Below are 16,639 nucleotides of genomic sequence, written 5' to 3'. Positions count from 1 at the left end.
ACACCCGGGCCGCGGGGGAGCCGGGGTGTAGTCTCGGGAGGCTTCCTCCCCGAAAGGCTCGCATGGACCTCCCCGTGCCGTTCCAGATCGTCGCGCTCGTCGTTCTGGTGCTCGTGCTCGTCGCCGATCTGCTCATCATCGTCAAGCGGCCCCACATCCCGTCGCCGAAGGAATCGACGCTGTGGGTGCTGTTCTACGTCTCCCTGGCGCTGGTGTTCGCCGGCATCCTCTGGGCCGTCGCAGACGTCGAGCACGCCGGACAGTTCGTCGCCGGATGGCTGACCGAATACAGCCTCTCCATCGACAACCTCTTCGTGTTCGTCCTGATCATGAGCCAGTTCTCGGTTCCGCGCCGGTATCAGCAGAAGGTGCTGATGGTGGGCATCATCATCGCGCTGGTGCTTCGAGGTCTCTTCATCCTCGCGGGGGCGGCGATCATCGAGCAGTTCAGCTGGGTGTTCTACATCTTCGGTGCCTTCCTCATCTACACGGCGATCAAGCAGGCGCTGCCCGAGGGCGACCACGACGACGACGTGAAGAAGGAGAACTTCCTCGTCCGCATCATCCGTCGCACGGTGGACATCTCCGACGAGTACGACGGCCCCAAGGTCCGGACCGTCGTGAACGGCAAGCGGATGTTCACCCCGATGATCATCGTCTTCGTGGCGATCGGCGTCACCGATCTGCTGTTCGCCCTCGACTCGATCCCAGCGATCTTCGGCATCACGCAGGACCCGTTCCTGGTGTTCACCGCGAACATCTTCGCGCTGATGGGGCTGCGCCAGCTCTACTTCCTGCTGGGCGATCTGCTCGACCGGCTCAAGTACCTGCACTACGGCATCGCGTTCATCCTCGCGTTCATCGGCGTGAAGCTGATTCTCCACGCGATGCACGAGAACGAGCTCGCGTTCATCAACGGCGGCGACGGGATCGCCTGGGCGCCGGAGATCTCGACGTGGGTGTCGCTCGGCGTCATCATCGGCGCCATGCTCGTCGCGACCGTCGCCAGTCTGATCGCCGCGCGGCACGACCGCGACGCGGCCGGCCCGACCCAGGCTGCGGCCGCCGTCGCCGACGAGCAGGGCACGCCCCCCACGGTCGAGCAGCCGCACCCGCGCGACGACGAGCGCTCGTGACCGGACGCCGCCGCGGCGCCCGGTGGTATTCTGACCGCATGCGGATCGCTCGCCTTCTCCTTAGCGGCCGCGGCGAGGTCTCGTTCTGAGCCCCTCCTCGCCGCGGAGTCCGTCGTGGGCTTGATCCCGGTTCGCAAGGAGAACGAAACCCATGAGCATTCCCACCCCTCCCGAGCGCCCGCGCACCCTCGCCGAAAAGGTCTGGGACGACCACCTCGTCGTCAAGGGTGAAGACGGTCAGCCCGACCTGATCTACATCGACTTGCACCTCGTGCACGAGGTCACGAGCCCGCAGGCCTTCGACGGTCTGCGTGCCGAGGGGCGTCCGCTGCGGCGCCTCGACCTGACGATCGCGACCGAGGACCACAACACCCCGACGCTCGACATCGACAAGCCGATCGCGGACCTCACGAGCCGAACGCAGATCGAGACCCTTCGGCGCAACGCCGAGGAGTTCGGCGTCCGCCTCCACTCGCTCGGCGACGCGGAGCAGGGCATCGTCCATGTCGTCGGACCCCAGCTCGGCCTCACGATGCCGGGCATCACGGTCGTGTGCGGCGACAGCCACACCTCGACGCACGGTGCGTTCGGCGCGATGGCGTTCGGCATCGGCACGAGCGAGGTCGAGCACGTCATGGCGACGCAGACCCTGCCGCTGAAGCCGTTCAAGACGATGGCGATCACCGTCGAGGGCGAGCTGAAGGAAGGCGTGACGGCGAAGGACATCATCCTCGCCGTGATCGCGAAGATCGGCACCAACGGCGGCCAGGGCTACGTGCTCGAGTACCGCGGCAGCGCCATCCGCGCCCTCTCCATGGAGGGGCGCATGACCATGTGCAACATGTCGATCGAGGCGGGTGCCCGCGCGGGCATGGTGGCCCCAGACGAGATCACCTTCGAATACGTGAAGGGTCGCCCGCACGCGCCGACCGGGCAGGACTGGGATGACGCCGTCGCTTACTGGCGCACGCTCCCCAGCGACGAGGGCGCCGTCTACGACGCCGAGATCTTCATCGATGCGGCCGAGCTCGAGCCGTTCGTCACGTGGGGAACCAACCCCGGCCAGGGCGTCTCGCTCAGTGCGACGGTTCCCTCGCCCGACGACTTCAGCGACCCGAACGAGAAGGCGGCGGCTGAACGCGCGCTCGAGTACATGGACCTGCAGCCGGGTACTCCGCTCAAGGAGATCCCGGTCGACGCCGTCTTCATGGGTTCGTGCACCAACAGCCGCATCGAAGACCTGCGCGCGTTCGCGTCGATCATCGAGGGGCGCACGAAGGCTGACGGAATTCGCGTGATGGTCGTTCCGGGCTCCGCCCGCGTTCGGCTCGAGGCGGAGGCCGAGGGGCTCGACCGGGTCTTCACGGAATTCGGCGCCGAGTGGCGCTTCGCCGGCTGCTCGATGTGCCTGGGCATGAATCCCGACCAGCTCGCTCCGGGCGAGCGCTGCGCGTCGACCAGCAACCGCAACTTCGAGGGACGCCAGGGCAAGGGCGGCCGTACGCACCTGGTGTCGCCGCTCGTGGCCGCCGCCACCGCTGTGCTCGGGCGCCTCGCATCGCCGAGCGATCTGCCCGCACGCGAGAAGGTCGAGGCCTGACCATGGAGAAGTTCGAGACCCACACCGGTGTCGTCGCACCGCTCAAGCGCTCCGCCGTCGACACCGACCAGATCATCCCGGCCGTCTACCTGAAGCGCGTCACCAAGACCGGCTTCGAGGACGCGCTCTTCGCCAACTGGCGTCAGGACCCCGAGTTCGTGCTGAACCAGCCCGCTTTCGCGGGGGCGTCGATCCTCGTCGCCGGGCCCGACTTCGGTACCGGATCGAGCCGTGAGCATGCGGTGTGGGCGCTGCGCGACTTCGGATTCCGCGTCGTGCTGGCACCCAAGTTCGCCGACATCTTCCGCGGCAACGCGGGCAAGCAGGGCCTCCTCGCCGGTGTCGTCTCGGAGTCGGATCGCGAGGCGATCTGGGCTGCCGTGGATGCGCAGCCGGGGGTGCGGATGACGGTCGATCTCGAGGCACGCGTCGCTGCTCTCGGCGACCTCCGAGTCCCGTTCGAGATCGACGATTACACTCGTTGGAGGCTCCTCGAAGGACTCGACGACATCGGGCTCACGCTGCGCAATGAAGAGGCGATCGCGCAGTTCGAGGCGCGCCGCGAGGCGTGGCGACCCCGGACACTCCCCGTCGCGTAGCCCCGGATCACGCCCTGAACCGTGGGGCGAAGATCCGCCCCGCCCTCGATCACCAAGTGAGGAAGTCCTGCATGAGCACTCCGCCGAGTGAGCCGTCCGCATCGGAGAACGGCAACCGTCGCGAAGACGGCGAGATCCTCGAGATCCGGGGCGGGCGGCCCCTCGTCGGACGTGTCGACGTCAAGGGAGCGAAGAACTTCGCGACGAAGGCCATGGTTGCCTCGCTGCTCGGCGAGACCGAGAGCGTCCTGCGCGACGTTCCTGACATCAGCGATGTGGCCGTGGTCCGGTCCCTTCTCGAGGTGCACGGCGTGACGGTCGCCGACGACGGCGAGGGCACGTACCGGCTCGACCCGAGCGGGGCCGAATCGGCCGGCTTCGAGGAGATCGACGCGCACGCCGGCGCCTCGCGCATCCCGATCCTCTTCTGCGGGCCGCTCCTGCACCTGCTCGGCCAGGCGTTCATCCCCGACCTCGGCGGATGCCGAATCGGGGACCGCCCCATCGACTTCCATCTCGACGCGCTCCGCAAGTTCGGCGCGATCGTCGACAAGCAGCCCAACGGCATCCGTCTTTCGGCGCCCGAGGGACTTCACGGTGCGGACATCGACCTGCCCTACCCGAGCGTCGGCGCCACCGAGCAGGTGCTGCTGACTGCGGTGCGAGCCAAGGGCACGACGGAGCTGCGCAACGCCGCCATCGAACCCGAGATCATGGACCTGATCGCCGTGCTGCAGAAGATGGGCGCGATCATCTCCTACGAGCCGAATCGCGTGATCTTCATCGAGGGCGTCGACAAGCTCCGCGGGTACGACCACCGGTCGATCTTCGATCGCAACGAAGCAGCCTCATGGGCGTGCGCCGCCCTGGCGACCGACGGCGACATCTTCGTCGGCGGTGCGAAGCAGCAGGAGATGCTCACCTTCCTCAACGTCTTCCGCAAGGCCGGAGGCGACTTCGACATCCAGGAGGACGGCATCCGCTTCCGTCGCGACGGCGCGCTGCGTCCCGTCTCGGTCGAGACGGATGTCCACCCCGGATTCATGACCGACTGGCAGCAGCCGCTCATCGTCGCCCTGACTCAGGCCGAAGGCGTCTCGACCGTGCATGAGACGGTCTACGAGAACCGTCTCGGCTTCACTCAGGCGCTGAACAAGATGGGCGCGCAGATCGTGGTGCACCCCGAGGGCATCGCGAGCCCGGACCGTCGCGTCCCGCGTCGCGCCCTCGAGCAGGCCGCGGTCATCACGGGCCCGACGCCGCTGCACGGTGCGGATGTCGTCGTGCCCGACCTGCGCGGCGGATACAGCTACGTCATCGCGGCTCTCGCGGCCGAGGGAACGTCGGTCGTCCGCAACGTCGGGATCATCCGCCGGGGCTACGAGAAGTTCTTCGACAAGCTCGAGGCGCTCGGCGCCGACTTCGACATCATCGGCTGACGCGTGTCGCACAACCGCCGTCGCGCGTCCGCGGAGAAGACGAAGCCGACCCCGTTCTGGTTGGCCGCGGCCCTCGTCGTGCCCGCGGTCGGTCTGCTGGCCCGGATCGAGATCGAGGGCGGGGAGCATCTTCCGGAGGAGGGCCCGTACGTCCTCGCGCCCAATCACTACAGCGAGTTCGACCCGATCGTCATCGCAGTGGCGACCTGGCGCCTGGGCCGGGCACCGCGATTCATGGCGAAGGAGAGCCTCTTCCGCGTGCCCGTCGTGGGTGCGGTGCTGAAGGGCCTCGGCATGATCCCCGTCTCGCGGACGACGTCGGCCTCGGCGGCGGGCCAGGCGATCTCGCAGGCCGCCGAGCTCGTGGCCGACGGTCGCGGCGTGATCGTGTATCCCGAGGGTTCGCTGACGCGCGAGCCCGATCTGTGGCCGATGCGAGGGAAGTCGGGTGCCGTCCGGGTCGCGGCGGCCGGCGACATCCCGATCATCCCGGTCGCCACGTGGGGCGTTCAGTCGATCCTCCCGCGTTACGGGAAGTTCAGCGCCTGGCCGCTGCGCAAGCGCATCCGCGTGCGCTTCGGTCCGCGCGTCGAGCTTCCTTTCGAACCGGGCGTGACTCCGTCGCCGACGCAGCTGGTGGCGGGAACGGACGCCGTGATGGCCCGCATCTCGGGGCTGCTCGGCGAGCTTCGCGGCGAGACCCCGCCCGCCGAGCGCTGGAACCCGGGACAGCACGGCCAGAAGGAGACGGGTCGCCTTGAGCCGTAAGCCCGAGACCTCCGGACCCCGGGTCACCGTCATCGGTTCGGGTAGCTGGGGAACCACGTTCGGCAAGGTGCTCGCCGACGGCGGCGCCCAGGTCACGATGTGGGCGCGCCGTGCCGAGCTCGCGCATGAGATCCGCGAAGGCAAGCGCAACAGCCGGTATCTGCCGGGCATCAACCTCCCGCGTTCCATGACGGCCACCCACCATCTCTCGGAGGCGCTGCAGGGCGCCGAGCAGGTGTACCTCGCCGTATCGAGTCAGGCGCTGCGTGAGAACCTCACGGCCATCCGGCCCCTCATCGCCGGCGGAACGATGCCCGTCGTCTCCCTCATGAAGGGCGTCGAGAAGCGCACAGGCCTGCGAATGAGCCAGGTGATCGAGCAGGGGCTTGACTGCGACCCGAACCGCATCGCGGTCGCATCCGGACCGAATCTCGCCCTCGAGATCGCACGCGAACAGCCGACGGCCGCCGTCATCGCGTCTGCGAGCCAGGAGACGGCTGAGGCGGTCGCGCTGCGCGCACGCAATTCCTACTTCCGCACGTTCGTGAACACCGACGTGATCGGCACCGAGTTCGGCGGTGTGCTGAAGAACCTGATCGCCGTCGCGATCGGCATCGTCGACGGCGTCGGGTACGGCGAGAACACGAAGGCGTCCATCATCACGCGCGGTCTCGTCGAGATGACGGACTTCGCCGTGGCGCAGGGGGCTCACCCCGAAACCCTTCAGGGACTCGCGGGCCTCGGCGACCTCATCGCGACGTGCCAGTCGCCCCTGAGCCGCAACAACACGGCCGGGCGTCTGCTGGGGCAGGGCTACTCATTCCAGGACGTCGTGAAGCAGATGGACCAGACCGCCGAAGGCCTGGCCTCGGTCGCGCCCGTCCTGACACTGGCGCGCGCGGCGGGAGTGCAGATGCCGATCGTCGAGCAGGTCAAGATGGTCCTCGACGGCACCATGAACCCGCGCGACATCGCGCCCCACCTGACCACCGACGACGACAAGCCGACCGGCGAGAGGACCCCCCATGGCGACGACAACAGTAGCGGTGCTCTTCGGCGGGCGTTCCAGCGAGCACTCGATCAGTTCCGCAACGGCGGCCGGGGTCCTGCGCGCGATCGATCGTGAGCGCTACCGCGTGATCCCCGTCGGGATCACGCGCGAGGGTGCGTTCGTCCTGGAGGACGACGACGCCGATAAGTTCGCGCTGAACCCGGAACGTATGCCGGAGGTCGTCGACAACGGCACGCGCATCCTGTGGCCCGAGCCCGGCGGCCGGCGAGAGCTCCGGGTGCGCCGCGACGACGGCTCCGTCGAGGCGCTCGGCGAGATCGACGTCGTGCTGCCGATCCTGCATGGTCCGCACGGCGAGGACGGCACGATCCAGGGGTTCTTCGACACGCTGCAGCTGCCCTACGCCGGCGGCGGGGTCTTCGACTCCGCCCTGTGCATGGACAAGCACTTCATGAAGATCGTGCTGCAGGCTGCCGGCATCCCCGTCGCTCCCTGGGTCACCGTCGAAGAGACCCGGTGGCGTCGAGACCCCGACGGTGTTCGTGTGGATGCCGCAGGCCTCGGCTTTCCGAGCTTCGTCAAGCCGGCGCGCGCCGGATCGAGCGTCGGGGTGTCGAAGGTCCACGAGGCGGCCGAGCTCGACGCGGCCCTCGAGCTGGCGTTCGCGGAAGACGGCAAGGTGCTGATCGAGCCGGCGATCGTCGGCCGCGAGGTCGAGGTCGCGGTTCTGGAGGGGCGCGGCGAAGACTCCGCCCGAGCGTCACTGCCGGGGGAGATCGTGCTCACAACGCGCGAGTTCTACGACTTCGAGGGCAAGTACCTCGGCGGTGACGGCGCGGAGGTCGTCTGTCCGGCCGATGTGACGGCTGACGAGATCGAGGCGCTCCAGAACATGGCGGTCGCCGCATTCACCGCCGTCGACGGCCGCGGGCTCGCGCGCGTCGACTTCTTCCAGACGGCCGATGGCCTGTATGTCAACGAGCTCAACACGATGCCGGGCTTCACGCCGATCTCGATGTTCCCGAAGTGCTGGATCGCCTCCGGCCTCAGCTACAGCGACCTCATCGCCGAGCTGATCGAGGTCGCGCTCTCCCGGCCCGTCGGGCGCGCCGTCAGGGACTGACGGGCGAGGGGACGGGGGTCGCCTCCGCACGGTCGACGCATGCACCCCCGTCGCTGGGCAGCCGCGACACGACCCGTGACAGTTCGTCGAGGACCTCTCGACTCGATACGCCCTGCACCTCGGCCGAGGTCTCGGTGTTGAAGTAGAGCTCGACCGCAGGCTTTCGCCCGTACGTGACGACACGGAAGCGCGGCGCTTCCGATTCGTCGATGACCCAGTCGACGCCGGCGACCGATTCGCAGCGAAGCGTCGTGGGCCCGGGAGAGGCGACACCGCACGAGAAGATGATGGTCGCCGGATCGCCCCACGCGGCCGTTGCCTGGCTGTCCGTCCAGCGGCGCTCTGCGCCGGCGACCTGCTGCGGAAGCCGAACCATCAGGTCTGCGCATTCGGGAGCATTCGCCTCCGGGGCCGCGGGGACGTTGACGGTCCCGGCGCAGCCGGCGAGGGCGAGAGTCACCGAGGCCAGGACGAGTGCGGGAATCGTACGGCGGAGCGGCATCCCTCCAGGGTACTGGGCCGTGAGGGGCCACGACCGCCGGGGTAGCGTGGGACCATGCCCGACGTCGATCCCGCCACCCCCGTCGGCTCCCTGTCGGAAGAGGCTGTGCTCGCGCACATCCTCCAGCGCTTAGGCCCGGGCCAGGCGCTCGTCGGGCCGGGCGACGATGCCGCGGTGCTGCGGCTCGCCGATGCACGCGTCGTGGTGACCACCGACACGTTGATCCACGGTCCGGACTTCCGGCTGGCCTGGTCGTCCGGGCGAGACCTCGGCGCGAAGGCTGCGGCCGTCAACCTCGCGGACGTCGCCGCGATGGGTGCCCGACCCGTCGCCCTGTTCGTCGCTCTCGCCATGCCGCCCGAGACGAGCATCGGGTTCGTCGGCGAACTCGCCTCCGGGCTTCGAGAGGCGTGCGACGAGCTCGCCCCGGGATGCCGGGTCGAGGGAGGCGATCTCACGAGCTCCGATACGCTCACGATCGCCGTCACCGCGGTCGGCGAGCTCGACCCGGGCCGGGCTCCGGTGCTGCGCTCCGGGGCACGCCCCGGTGACATCGTGGCGATCTGCGGCGATGTCGGTCTCGCTGCCGCGGGTCTCGACATCCTGTTCGATCGGTTCCGGGATGAGCGGGGTGCGGCGATCGCCGTCGATGACGCTGCGCTGAGCCCGTCCGAGCGCGTCGCGGTGCGGGGGCAGCTCCGCCCGCGTCCACCGATCGGGTCCGGCACAGCTGCGGCGCGAGCAGGCGCGACCGCGATGATGGACGTGTCCGACGGCCTGGTGCGTGATGCTCGTCGTCTCGGCCAGGCCTCGAGCGTGACGATCGATCTCGAGCGGAGCACGCTCGGCCCGGACGGCGATCGCGCGCTTCGCGGCGGCGAGGATCATGCGCTCCTCGCGACCTTCGCCGACGGGACGGTGCTTCCCGCGGGCTTCCGTCGCATCGGCTCGGTGAAGCAGGCCGGCCTCGACCCGCTCACCGTGGACGGTAGGCCGGAACGTTCGGCCGGCGGATGGGACCCTTACCGCGACTGGGACGGCGCGGGCGGCTGACCACCGTTGTCCGCGCGTTCGTACCACCACAGTGCGGTATCGCCGTAACGCTTGCTGCGCAGCGGTTCGAGCTGCGCCGGAACGCGCGGCTCGGGGGAGCGGCTCGCGCGTTCCACGATGACGACCGCCCCTGGCGCGGTGACGTCGGCCAGCAGTGCGAGAGTGATCGCGAGGGCCTCGTCATCGAGGTCGTAAGGCGGGTCGATGAACACGAGGTCGAAGGGCCCGGATGCCGACTGCAGGAACGCGTCGGCGCTGCTGCGATGGACCCGGACCGCCGACGAGCCGACGGCCCGAGCGACGGTTCGCGCGTTGCGGTCGGTCACCGCGGCCGCCGACGCCGACTTCTCGACGAGGTCGACGGACGCCGCGCCCCGACTGACGGCCTCGAGACCGAGGGCACCCGAACCGGCGTAAAGGTCGAGCACGCGCGCGCCGTCGAGGACGCCCGAGGCATCGAGCCCCCCGAAGAGCGACTCGCGGACCCGGTCGCTCGTCGGTCGGGTGCCGCGGTCGGGAACCCGCAGCACGAGCGATCCGGCGGCGCCGGCGATGATGCGTGTCATGACGGGCCCGCCGTATGTTCCGCGGCCTCGTCGCCGGCGCTGCCGCCGTTCTCGTCGCGGAGGCGCGGCTCGCTACGCAGCTCGGGGCGGAACCCCGACTTGTCGGCGTAGAACTCGCGGATGACGGCCATGTCGGCGGCGACGTCGCCCGTGAGCTCGATGGTCGGCCCGAGGCCGGTGGTCATGGTGGTGCGGTCGACGTACCCGAGCGTCACCGGCAGGCCCGAGGCGCGGGCGATGCGGTAGAACCCCGACTTCCAGCCGGTACGGGAGGTGCGGGTCCCGTCCGGGGTGATGACCAGACCGAACACCTCGCCCGCCGCGATCTGCGCGAGGACATCTCCGACGACGCGCGAGGGGTCGTCCCGGTCGACGGGGATGCCGCCGAGGCGACGCATCGGACCGCTCCGCCAGCCGCGGAACAGACTCTTCTTGCCCAGCCACCGGACCGGGATCTGCAGACGCCACGCGATCGCGAGCATGAGCACGAAATCCCAGTTGGAGGTGTGCGGCGCACCGATGAGGATGGTGGGTCGTGTGGGTGCGGGCGTGCTGACGAGGCGCCAGCGGCTGAACGTCCAGAAGATGCGGGCGATCGCGCGTCGGAGCATGCTCTTACCGTAAAGCCTGGCGGCAGCGTGTCCGACCTCCTGCCTAGACTCGACTCCATGCCGCAGGTCGACCTGGATACCCCGCTGCCGCAGGCCGTGGGCGAGAAGGTCGCCGCGACGCTCTCGCGTGCGTTCGCGATGTCGACGGTCGGTGACCTCCTCGCGCACTACCCGCGTCGCTACGCCCGCCGCGGCGAGCTGACCCCGATCTCGTCGCTGCCCGTGGGGGAGATGGCGACGATCGTCGCCGAGGTGAAATCGGTTTCGGAGCGTCCGATGCGTCAGCGCCGAGGGTCGCTCATCGAGGTCGTGATCAGCGATGGCGTCGGCGAAGCGACGCTGACGTTCTTCGGACAGAAGTGGCGTCTCCAAGAGCTCCGAGTCGGGCGACAGGGCATCTTCTCGGGCAAGGTCGGGGTGTTCAAGGGAAAGCAGCAGTTCGCCCACCCCGACTACGAGCTCTTCGACGACGAGGTCGAGGCGCGCGTGACGGCGGTCGCGCGAAGCCTCGAACCGATCCCCATCTACTCCGCCACCAGCACCATCACGAGCTGGCAGCTGCGCAAGATCATCGCCGACGTCATCGCGCGGCTCGGTGACGTGGCCGATCCGCTGCCCGACGAGCTGCGTGAACGGCGTCAGCTCCTCGATGCCCGGACGGCGCTCGTTCAGGTGCACACCCCGACCGTCCCCGAGCACGTGCGGCCGGGGTTCGAGACCCTCCGCATGCACGAGGCCTTCGTCCTTCAGGCAGCGCTCCTGCAGCACCGCATCCAGGTGCGGCGACTCGCCGCCACTGCCCGACCGGCGGGAGACCTTCTCGAGCAGTTCGACGCCGCTCTGCCCTTCGAGCGCACCCCCGATCAGATCGCCGTCGGCGACGTGATCGCCGACGATCTCGTGAACGAGTGGCCGATGAACCGGCTGGTGCAGGGCGAGGTGGGTTCGGGTAAAACGCTCGTGGCTCTTCGCGCCATGCTGCAGGTTGCGCAGTCCGGCGGGCAGGCGGCACTCATCGCTCCGACGGAGGTCCTCGCGGCGCAGCACGTGCGATCCATCGCGAAGATGCTGGGGCCGCGGCTCGCCCCCGAGCTGATGCCCACTCTGCTCACGGGGGCGCAGCCGGCCGCTGAGCGGCGCAAGGCTGCCCTGCGGGCAGCATCCGGCCAGGCACGGATCGTGGTGGGCACCCACGCGCTGCTGAGTGCGTCGACGACGTTCGCCGACCTCGGCCTGGTCGTCGTCGACGAGCAGCACCGATTCGGCGTCGAGCAGCGCGAGGCGCTCCGCGCGAAGGGCACCTCGCCCCACGTGCTCGTGCTGACGGCGACGCCGATCCCGCGCACCGTGGCGATGACCGTTTTCGGAGACCTCGACGTGTCGACGATCCGCACGATGCCGACCGGGCGCGCGGGCATCTCCACCTTCGTCGCGCCTCTGGCCGAGAAGCCGGGCTGGTTCGGCCGGGTGTGGGAGCGCGTGGCCGAAGAGGTCGCTCAGGGACGACAGGCCTTCGTCGTGTGTGCGGCGATCGACGCCGAGAAGGCCGTGGTCGACGACACCGACGACGCTGGCATGCTCGAAGACGGCACGCGGACGCGGACTCGCTGGGGAGTCGTTCAGGCCACCGCGATGCTCGCACAGCATCCGTCGTTCGCCGACCTCACCGTCGCGACGCTGCACGGCAAGATGCCCGCAGACGAGAAGGATGCCGTCATGCAGGCGTTCGCCCGCGGTGAGATCGACGTGCTCGTGGCCACGACAGTCGTCGAGGTCGGCGTCGACGTGCCGAACGCCTCGACCATGGTGATCCTCGAGGCTGAACGATTCGGAGTGTCGCAGCTTCATCAGCTGCGCGGCCGCGTCGGCCGGGGCAGCGTGCCCGGGCTGTGTCTGCTGGTCACCGAGGCAGACCCCGATACGGCGGCGCGGTCACGGGTCGAGGCCGTCGCGGCCACGACCGACGGCTTCTCCCTCGCAGAGGTCGACCTCGAGCTGCGGGGCGAGGGAGACGTCCTCGGCGATGCTCAGTCAGGTGCGCGGTCATCGCTTCGTCTGCTGCGAGTCGTCGCGGATGCCGACCTGATCGCGCAGGCGCGCGACGAAGCCGCATCCGTGCTGCAGAACGACCCCGATCTGTCGGAGCATCCCGGGCTCGCCGCAGCCATTGCGCGGCGCCTGGGCGAGGACGAGCGCGGCGCGCTCCACAGGAACTAGGCTCAGACCATGAGCAACCGGATCGCGGTCGTGCCCGGCTCCTTCGATCCGCCGACCCTCGGCCATCTCGACGTCATCCGTCGGGCCGCTGCCTTGTACGACCAGCTCCACGTCCTGGTCGTCCACAACCCCGGCAAAGAAGCGATGCTCCCCATCGCGCAGCGTCAGGCGCTTCTCGAGCAGTCGATCGACGAGGCCGGGATCGAGGGTGAGATCGTCGTTGCGGCGTGGAGCATGGGACTGCTCGTCGACTACGCGACCGACGTCGGTGCCGGGATCCTCGTCAAGGGGATCCGGTCGCAGGTCGACGTCGCCTACGAGACGCCGATGGCGATCGTCAACCGGCACCTCGCTCAGATCGAGACCGTGTTCCTGCTTCCCGACCCCGCGCACGCGCTGGTGTCGAGCTCGCTCGTGCGGCAGGTCGCCTCGCTCGGCGGCGACGTGTCGCCCTTCGTGCCGGGCCCCGTCGCGCGGTTCCTCGACACGGGATCCCGCGGCATCTGAGTCCGCTCGACGCCACGGCGACTAGCATGGTCGATCGTGGGTAGAAAGCACGTCACCGGACCATTCGTCATCCCCGTGCGCGACATCGTGCGCCAGCCGGGGGAGATGCGGGAGTTCGCGTTCAGCGTGCCCGCGCCCGACAAGTGGGGCGAGGGTCTCGTCTCGGTCGCCGCGGGCCGGCCGATCGATCTCGAGGTGCGCCTCGAGTCGGTGCACGAGGGCATCCTGGCCACCGCTGAGGCCGACACCGTGTATGACGGCGTCTGCGGTCGGTGCCTGACGGAACTGACACGCCCCCTCCGAATCGAGTTTCAGGAGCTCTTCGGGTATTCTGGGGACGAAGCGTCCGACTTCGAGGTTCAAGACGACCACGTGGATCTTGAAACTCCGGTCAGGGATTCGATCGTCCTGGCGCTTCCGTTCCAACCGGTGTGTCAGCCGGATTGCCCCGGGCTCGACCCGGTCACGGGTGAGAAGCTGACGCCGGGAGCGGAACCTGCGGAGCAGGTGCAGATCGACCCGCGCTGGGCCGCGCTGACGGCCTACACCCCAGACCACGACGACGCAGACCACCGCGTCGCGCCCGACACAGAGAAGAGCTAGCCATGGCAGGTAACCCCCCGAAGCGGAAGGTCTCCCGCTCCAACACGCGTTCGCGTCGCGCGCAGTGGAAGGCCGAGGCTCCGACGCTCGTCAAGACCATCGAGAACGGCAAGGTCGTCTACAGCCGCCCCCACCAGGCGAAGGTCGTCACCGACTCGCAGGGCACCGAGCTGTTCCTCGAGTACAAGGGTCGCAAGGTCGCTGACGTCTGACGACGCGCGGCGTGACTGAGAACACCACCGAGCGCTCCGCGCTCACCGACAAGCTCGGGGTCGACATCGACCCCGAGCTTCTGTCGCTTGCCCTCACCCACCGTTCGTACGCGTACGAGAACGGCGGGACGCCTCACAACGAGCGTCTCGAGTTCCTCGGCGACTCGATCCTGGGCCAAGCCGTGACCGTGCATCTTTTCCGCACGCATCCCAATCTCGACGAGGGTGCGCTGGCCAAGCGTCGCGCGAGCGTCGTGTCGACGATCGCCCTGGCCGAGGTCGCTCGGACGATCGGGCTCGGCGACCACATCAAGCTGGGCCGCGGCGAGACGCAGACCGGCGGGCGCGATAAAGACTCGATCCTCGCCGACGCCATGGAGGCCGTGATCGGAGCGGCCTTCCTCTCGGCCGGTCCCGAGCGGGCGCAGGAACTCGTCCTCCGTCTCGTCGCGCCACTTCTGGCGGACCCCGCGCGTTACGGCGCGGCGATGGACCCGAAGACCTCCCTGCAAGAGCTCGCCGCTCACCTGGGCGTTGCGCCGCCGGTCTACGGCATCGAGGCCTCGGGACCCGACCACCACCGGGTCTTCACCGCGACCGTCACCGTCGGGGACGTGTCACGCGAGGGCGTGGGAAGCAGCAAGAAGCAGGCCGAGATGGCGGCCGCCCTCGCTGTGTGGCATGTGCTGTCTGCCCGTGCCTGAGCTGCCCGAAGTCGAGGTCGTGCGCGCCGGTCTCGAGCCGGCCGTCGTCGGCGCACGGATCGAGGCGTGCACGGTGCTCGACGCTCGCGCGCTAACGCGCCACGTCGGAACGCCGGCGTCGTTCGAGCAGGAGTTGACCGGCCGCTCCCTCACCGCCGCCGCGCGACGCGGCAAATTCCTCTGGTTTCCCGTAGAGGGCACTCAGCGTGCGGTCATCGCCCACCTCGGAATGAGCGGGCAGATGCTGCTGCGCGAGCCCGGTGCGCCGACCGAGCGCCACGAACGCATCCGCTGGGACATCGTGCACCCGGAGCACGGCGAGCTCTCCGTTCTGTTCGTCGACCAGCGGACCTTCGGCTCTCTCGCGGTGGACGACCTCGAACCCACGGTGGACGGCGCACCAGCCGGGCGCGGAACGGATGCGGCACTGATCCCGGGGCAGGTGCGGCACATCGCCCGCGACCCCCTCGACCCCGCGTTCGACGCTCCGCGGTTCCATCGGGAACTCGCCCGGCGGTCGTCCGGCATCAAGCGCGTCCTCCTCGACCAGGGCGTGGTCAGCGGCATTGGCAACATTTACGCCGATGAGGCGCTGTGGGCTGCCCGCGTCCATCCGGAGACCGTTGCATCCCTCCTCTCGCGGCCCGCGCGTGAGCGCCTCCTCGAGGCCGTCGTCGCGGTGATGACGAAGGCTCTCGCCGAAGGCGGCACGAGCTTCGACGCCCAGTACGTCAACGTCAACGGCCAGGCCGGCTACTTCGCGCACTCGCTCGAGGCCTATGGCCGCACCGGAGCGGAGTGCTCGCGGTGCGGCTCGGCCATCGTCCGGGTCGCGTTCACGAATCGCTCATCGCACTACTGCCCGCGCTGCCAGCGTCGTCGCCACTGAGCCGCTTCTTCCAAGCGCCCTCGTATGACAGCGGGCGGAACCCGAGGGCCTCGTTGATGTCGAGCATCGGGCGATTCTCTTCGGCGTTGTAGGTGATGACGCGGGGTGATTCGGGGGCGATGTCGCGCCACGCGACGAGGCCCGCGCACTTCACGAGCATTCCCAGCCGGTGGCCCCGGTGGCTCGCCGACACGAGCGTGTCGTGCTGATGGGTCGCGCCGGTGCGGTCGGAGCCGATCATGAGTTCGTTGAAGGCCGCGAGCTCGCCGGTCTCGATGTGCTGCGCCGCGGTCACGAGCAGTGTCTGGTCCGCTTCGACGTAGCGCGCATCGTGGCGGGCCAGGCGCGCGGCATCCCACTCTTCCTCGTCCACCTCGAGGCCGGCGGCGGGGGCGTCGGTCGACATGCGCGACTTGAGCCAGGCGTACCCTTCGACGAACTCCGGCGGCGTCGGCGCGGTCCATCGCACCACGCGGTAGCCGGCGGCCGCCACCGTGGCTTTCGCCAGGTGATCATCGACGACGGTGGCGGAGTCGGTCAGATCGAGCACGCTCTTCCGATTGATCTGCTCGAGCGTGTAGCCGTGACGCAGCAGGAAGCGCGCGGCATGGTCGCGCGGAATGTCGCCGTACCCCGTCGGTGCGGCCAGCCTGTCGCCCGGCTCATCGGGATGCTCGGCGTACGTCTGCAGAACGTGGCGGCCATGGTCGCGGGCGGTCCGCTCGACGAGCGCGTGGGCCTGCGAACCGATGCCGAGTCCGCGCACCTCGCGCAGGAGTTCGATGAGCCAGTACGCGCTGTCGGATCCGGCTTCGTGGGGGATGTCGAGCCCCACGCGCCCGACGACTCTGCCGTCCCATACCGCGAGCCAGCTGAATCTCGTCTCGTCCGGGCTCGGGCGATAGTGGGGGAGCAGCTCGTCGGGGCGGGCGGTATCGTCATCGCCGCCGGTGATCTCGCGATACACGAGATTGCGCACGCGCACCATCTCGCAGAAATCCGCGGCGTCCGGTGCATCGATCCTCTCGGGGATGCGGAGGGGGCGCAGCTCGAGCCGCGCAGTGATGTCGTTCATGATTCTCTTTCGGCGGCGTGGGG

18 protein-coding genes are annotated in these 16,639 nt (G+C 69.1%); 14 read left to right on the top strand and 4 right to left on the bottom strand.

Annotation, left to right across the window (positions count from 1 at the left end; translation table 11 throughout):
• Nucleotides 1-62 precede the first annotated feature (62 nt).
• From ACI2K6_RS02235 to ACI2K6_RS02205, 7 genes are all read left to right on the top strand, one after another.
• Nucleotides 63-1,136 (top strand): TerC family protein, encoded by a 1,074-nt coding sequence (locus tag ACI2K6_RS02235; RefSeq protein ID WP_112614442.1) that lies wholly within the window; start codon nt 63-65, stop codon nt 1,134-1,136.
• Nucleotides 1,137-1,287: 151 nt separating this feature from the next.
• A complete protein-coding gene (gene leuC, locus ACI2K6_RS02230; RefSeq protein ID WP_404567950.1) occupies nt 1,288-2,736 on the top strand; it encodes a 3-isopropylmalate dehydratase large subunit in 1,449 nt (482 codons plus the stop codon).
• A gap of 2 nt (nt 2,737-2,738) precedes the next feature.
• Nucleotides 2,739-3,335: a 3-isopropylmalate dehydratase small subunit gene (leuD, locus tag ACI2K6_RS02225; RefSeq protein WP_404567949.1), complete on the top strand. Its 597-nt coding sequence runs from the start codon at nt 2,739-2,741 to the stop codon at nt 3,333-3,335.
• Between the two features lie 71 nt (nt 3,336-3,406).
• Entirely contained in the window at nt 3,407-4,774 is a 1,368-nt protein-coding gene (gene murA / locus ACI2K6_RS02220) for a UDP-N-acetylglucosamine 1-carboxyvinyltransferase (protein ID WP_282502508.1), read from the top strand.
• A 3-nt stretch (nt 4,775-4,777) separates the two neighbouring features.
• On the top strand, nt 4,778-5,542 hold the full coding sequence (locus ACI2K6_RS02215) for a 1-acyl-sn-glycerol-3-phosphate acyltransferase (protein WP_112614448.1): 765 nt from the start codon (nt 4,778-4,780) through the stop codon (nt 5,540-5,542).
• Nucleotides 5,532-6,668: an NAD(P)H-dependent glycerol-3-phosphate dehydrogenase gene (locus ACI2K6_RS02210; RefSeq protein WP_404567947.1), complete on the top strand. Its 1,137-nt coding sequence runs from the start codon at nt 5,532-5,534 to the stop codon at nt 6,666-6,668. The genes ACI2K6_RS02215 and ACI2K6_RS02210 overlap by 11 nt, the downstream gene beginning before the upstream one ends.
• Nucleotides 6,568-7,677: a D-alanine--D-alanine ligase family protein gene (locus ACI2K6_RS02205; RefSeq protein ID WP_269266427.1), complete on the top strand. Its 1,110-nt coding sequence runs from the start codon at nt 6,568-6,570 to the stop codon at nt 7,675-7,677. Before ACI2K6_RS02210 ends, ACI2K6_RS02205 begins: the two co-directional genes overlap by 101 nt.
• Here the strand turns inward: ACI2K6_RS02205 and ACI2K6_RS02200 are convergent.
• Complete coding sequence (locus tag ACI2K6_RS02200; protein ID WP_112614452.1) at nt 7,667-8,179, bottom strand: DUF3515 family protein; 513 nt, start codon at nt 8,177-8,179, stop codon at nt 7,667-7,669. The two genes, ACI2K6_RS02205 and ACI2K6_RS02200, sit on opposite strands and share 11 nt — an antisense overlap.
• 54 nt (nt 8,180-8,233) lie before the next feature.
• Here ACI2K6_RS02200 and thiL point away from each other — a divergent pair, with 54 nt between their 5' ends.
• Nucleotides 8,234-9,232 carry a thiamine-phosphate kinase gene (gene thiL / locus ACI2K6_RS02195; RefSeq protein WP_404567944.1) on the top strand — a complete coding sequence of 333 codons (999 nt, stop codon included), beginning with the start codon at nt 8,234-8,236 and terminating at the stop codon, nt 9,230-9,232.
• On the opposite strand, the gene rsmD is transcribed toward thiL, so the two are convergent.
• Nucleotides 9,202-9,798, bottom strand: coding sequence for a 16S rRNA (guanine(966)-N(2))-methyltransferase RsmD (rsmD, locus tag ACI2K6_RS02190; protein WP_404567942.1), 597 nt, complete (start codon nt 9,796-9,798; stop codon nt 9,202-9,204). The two genes, thiL and rsmD, sit on opposite strands and share 31 nt — an antisense overlap.
• Nucleotides 9,795-10,409 (bottom strand): 1-acyl-sn-glycerol-3-phosphate acyltransferase, encoded by a 615-nt coding sequence (locus tag ACI2K6_RS02185; RefSeq protein ID WP_404567940.1) that lies wholly within the window; start codon nt 10,407-10,409, stop codon nt 9,795-9,797. The genes rsmD and ACI2K6_RS02185 overlap by 4 nt, the downstream gene beginning before the upstream one ends.
• Before the next feature lie 57 nt (nt 10,410-10,466).
• Here ACI2K6_RS02185 and ACI2K6_RS02180 point away from each other — a divergent pair, with 57 nt between their 5' ends.
• From ACI2K6_RS02180 to mutM, 6 genes are all read left to right on the top strand, one after another.
• Nucleotides 10,467-12,626, top strand: coding sequence for an ATP-dependent DNA helicase RecG (locus ACI2K6_RS02180; RefSeq protein WP_378718435.1), 2,160 nt, complete (start codon nt 10,467-10,469; stop codon nt 12,624-12,626).
• 9 nt (nt 12,627-12,635) lie between these two features.
• The gene (gene coaD, locus ACI2K6_RS02175) at nt 12,636-13,133 is read left to right on the top strand and encodes a pantetheine-phosphate adenylyltransferase (RefSeq protein ID WP_112614462.1); all 498 of its coding nucleotides are present in this window, start codon (nt 12,636-12,638) and stop codon (nt 13,131-13,133) included.
• A gap of 105 nt (nt 13,134-13,238) precedes the next feature.
• A complete protein-coding gene (locus tag ACI2K6_RS02170; RefSeq protein ID WP_112615121.1) occupies nt 13,239-13,736 on the top strand; it encodes a DUF177 domain-containing protein in 498 nt (165 codons plus the stop codon).
• A gap of 2 nt (nt 13,737-13,738) precedes the next feature.
• Nucleotides 13,739-13,948 carry a 50S ribosomal protein L32 gene (gene rpmF / locus ACI2K6_RS02165; RefSeq protein ID WP_019179169.1) on the top strand — a complete coding sequence of 70 codons (210 nt, stop codon included), beginning with the start codon at nt 13,739-13,741 and terminating at the stop codon, nt 13,946-13,948.
• Between the two features lie 11 nt (nt 13,949-13,959).
• The gene (gene rnc / locus ACI2K6_RS02160) at nt 13,960-14,652 is read left to right on the top strand and encodes a ribonuclease III (RefSeq protein WP_404567937.1); all 693 of its coding nucleotides are present in this window, start codon (nt 13,960-13,962) and stop codon (nt 14,650-14,652) included.
• A complete protein-coding gene (gene mutM, locus ACI2K6_RS02155) occupies nt 14,645-15,541 on the top strand; it encodes a bifunctional DNA-formamidopyrimidine glycosylase/DNA-(apurinic or apyrimidinic site) lyase (protein ID WP_274177800.1) in 897 nt (298 codons plus the stop codon). Before rnc ends, mutM begins: the two co-directional genes overlap by 8 nt.
• On the opposite strand, the gene ACI2K6_RS02150 is transcribed toward mutM, so the two are convergent.
• Complete coding sequence (locus ACI2K6_RS02150; protein ID WP_274177801.1) at nt 15,489-16,616, bottom strand: GNAT family N-acetyltransferase; 1,128 nt, start codon at nt 16,614-16,616, stop codon at nt 15,489-15,491. The genes mutM and ACI2K6_RS02150 overlap by 53 nt on opposite strands.
• Nucleotides 16,617-16,639: the final 23 nt, after the last annotated feature.

This window comes from Microbacterium sp. NPDC006705, from assembly GCF_044903545.1.
Taxonomy (GTDB): domain Bacteria; phylum Actinomycetota; class Actinomycetes; order Actinomycetales; family Microbacteriaceae; genus Microbacterium; species Microbacterium plantarum.
This window is presented reverse-complemented; position numbering and strand designations above follow the sequence as displayed.

Coding starts and splice junctions, on each gene's coding strand:
- ACI2K6_RS02235 (WP_112614442.1), top strand. CDS start 63: ATGGACCTCCCCGTGCCGTTCCAGATCGTCGCGCTCGTCGTTCTGGTG.
- leuC (WP_404567950.1), top strand. CDS start 1,288: ATGAGCATTCCCACCCCTCCCGAGCGCCCGCGCACCCTCGCCGAAAAG.
- leuD (WP_404567949.1), top strand. CDS start 2,739: ATGGAGAAGTTCGAGACCCACACCGGTGTCGTCGCACCGCTCAAGCGC.
- murA (WP_282502508.1), top strand. CDS start 3,407: ATGAGCACTCCGCCGAGTGAGCCGTCCGCATCGGAGAACGGCAACCGT.
- ACI2K6_RS02205 (WP_269266427.1), top strand. CDS start 6,568: ATGGCGACGACAACAGTAGCGGTGCTCTTCGGCGGGCGTTCCAGCGAG.
- ACI2K6_RS02200 (WP_112614452.1), bottom strand. CDS start 8,179: ATGCCGCTCCGCCGTACGATTCCCGCACTCGTCCTGGCCTCGGTGACT.
- thiL (WP_404567944.1), top strand. CDS start 8,234: ATGCCCGACGTCGATCCCGCCACCCCCGTCGGCTCCCTGTCGGAAGAG.
- rsmD (WP_404567942.1), bottom strand. CDS start 9,798: ATGACACGCATCATCGCCGGCGCCGCCGGATCGCTCGTGCTGCGGGTT.
- ACI2K6_RS02185 (WP_404567940.1), bottom strand. CDS start 10,409: ATGCTCCGACGCGCGATCGCCCGCATCTTCTGGACGTTCAGCCGCTGG.
- ACI2K6_RS02180 (WP_378718435.1), top strand. CDS start 10,467: ATGCCGCAGGTCGACCTGGATACCCCGCTGCCGCAGGCCGTGGGCGAG.
- coaD (WP_112614462.1), top strand. CDS start 12,636: ATGAGCAACCGGATCGCGGTCGTGCCCGGCTCCTTCGATCCGCCGACC.
- ACI2K6_RS02170 (WP_112615121.1), top strand. CDS start 13,239: ATGCGGGAGTTCGCGTTCAGCGTGCCCGCGCCCGACAAGTGGGGCGAG.
- rpmF (WP_019179169.1), top strand. CDS start 13,739: ATGGCAGGTAACCCCCCGAAGCGGAAGGTCTCCCGCTCCAACACGCGT.
- ACI2K6_RS02150 (WP_274177801.1), bottom strand. CDS start 16,616: ATGAACGACATCACTGCGCGGCTCGAGCTGCGCCCCCTCCGCATCCCC.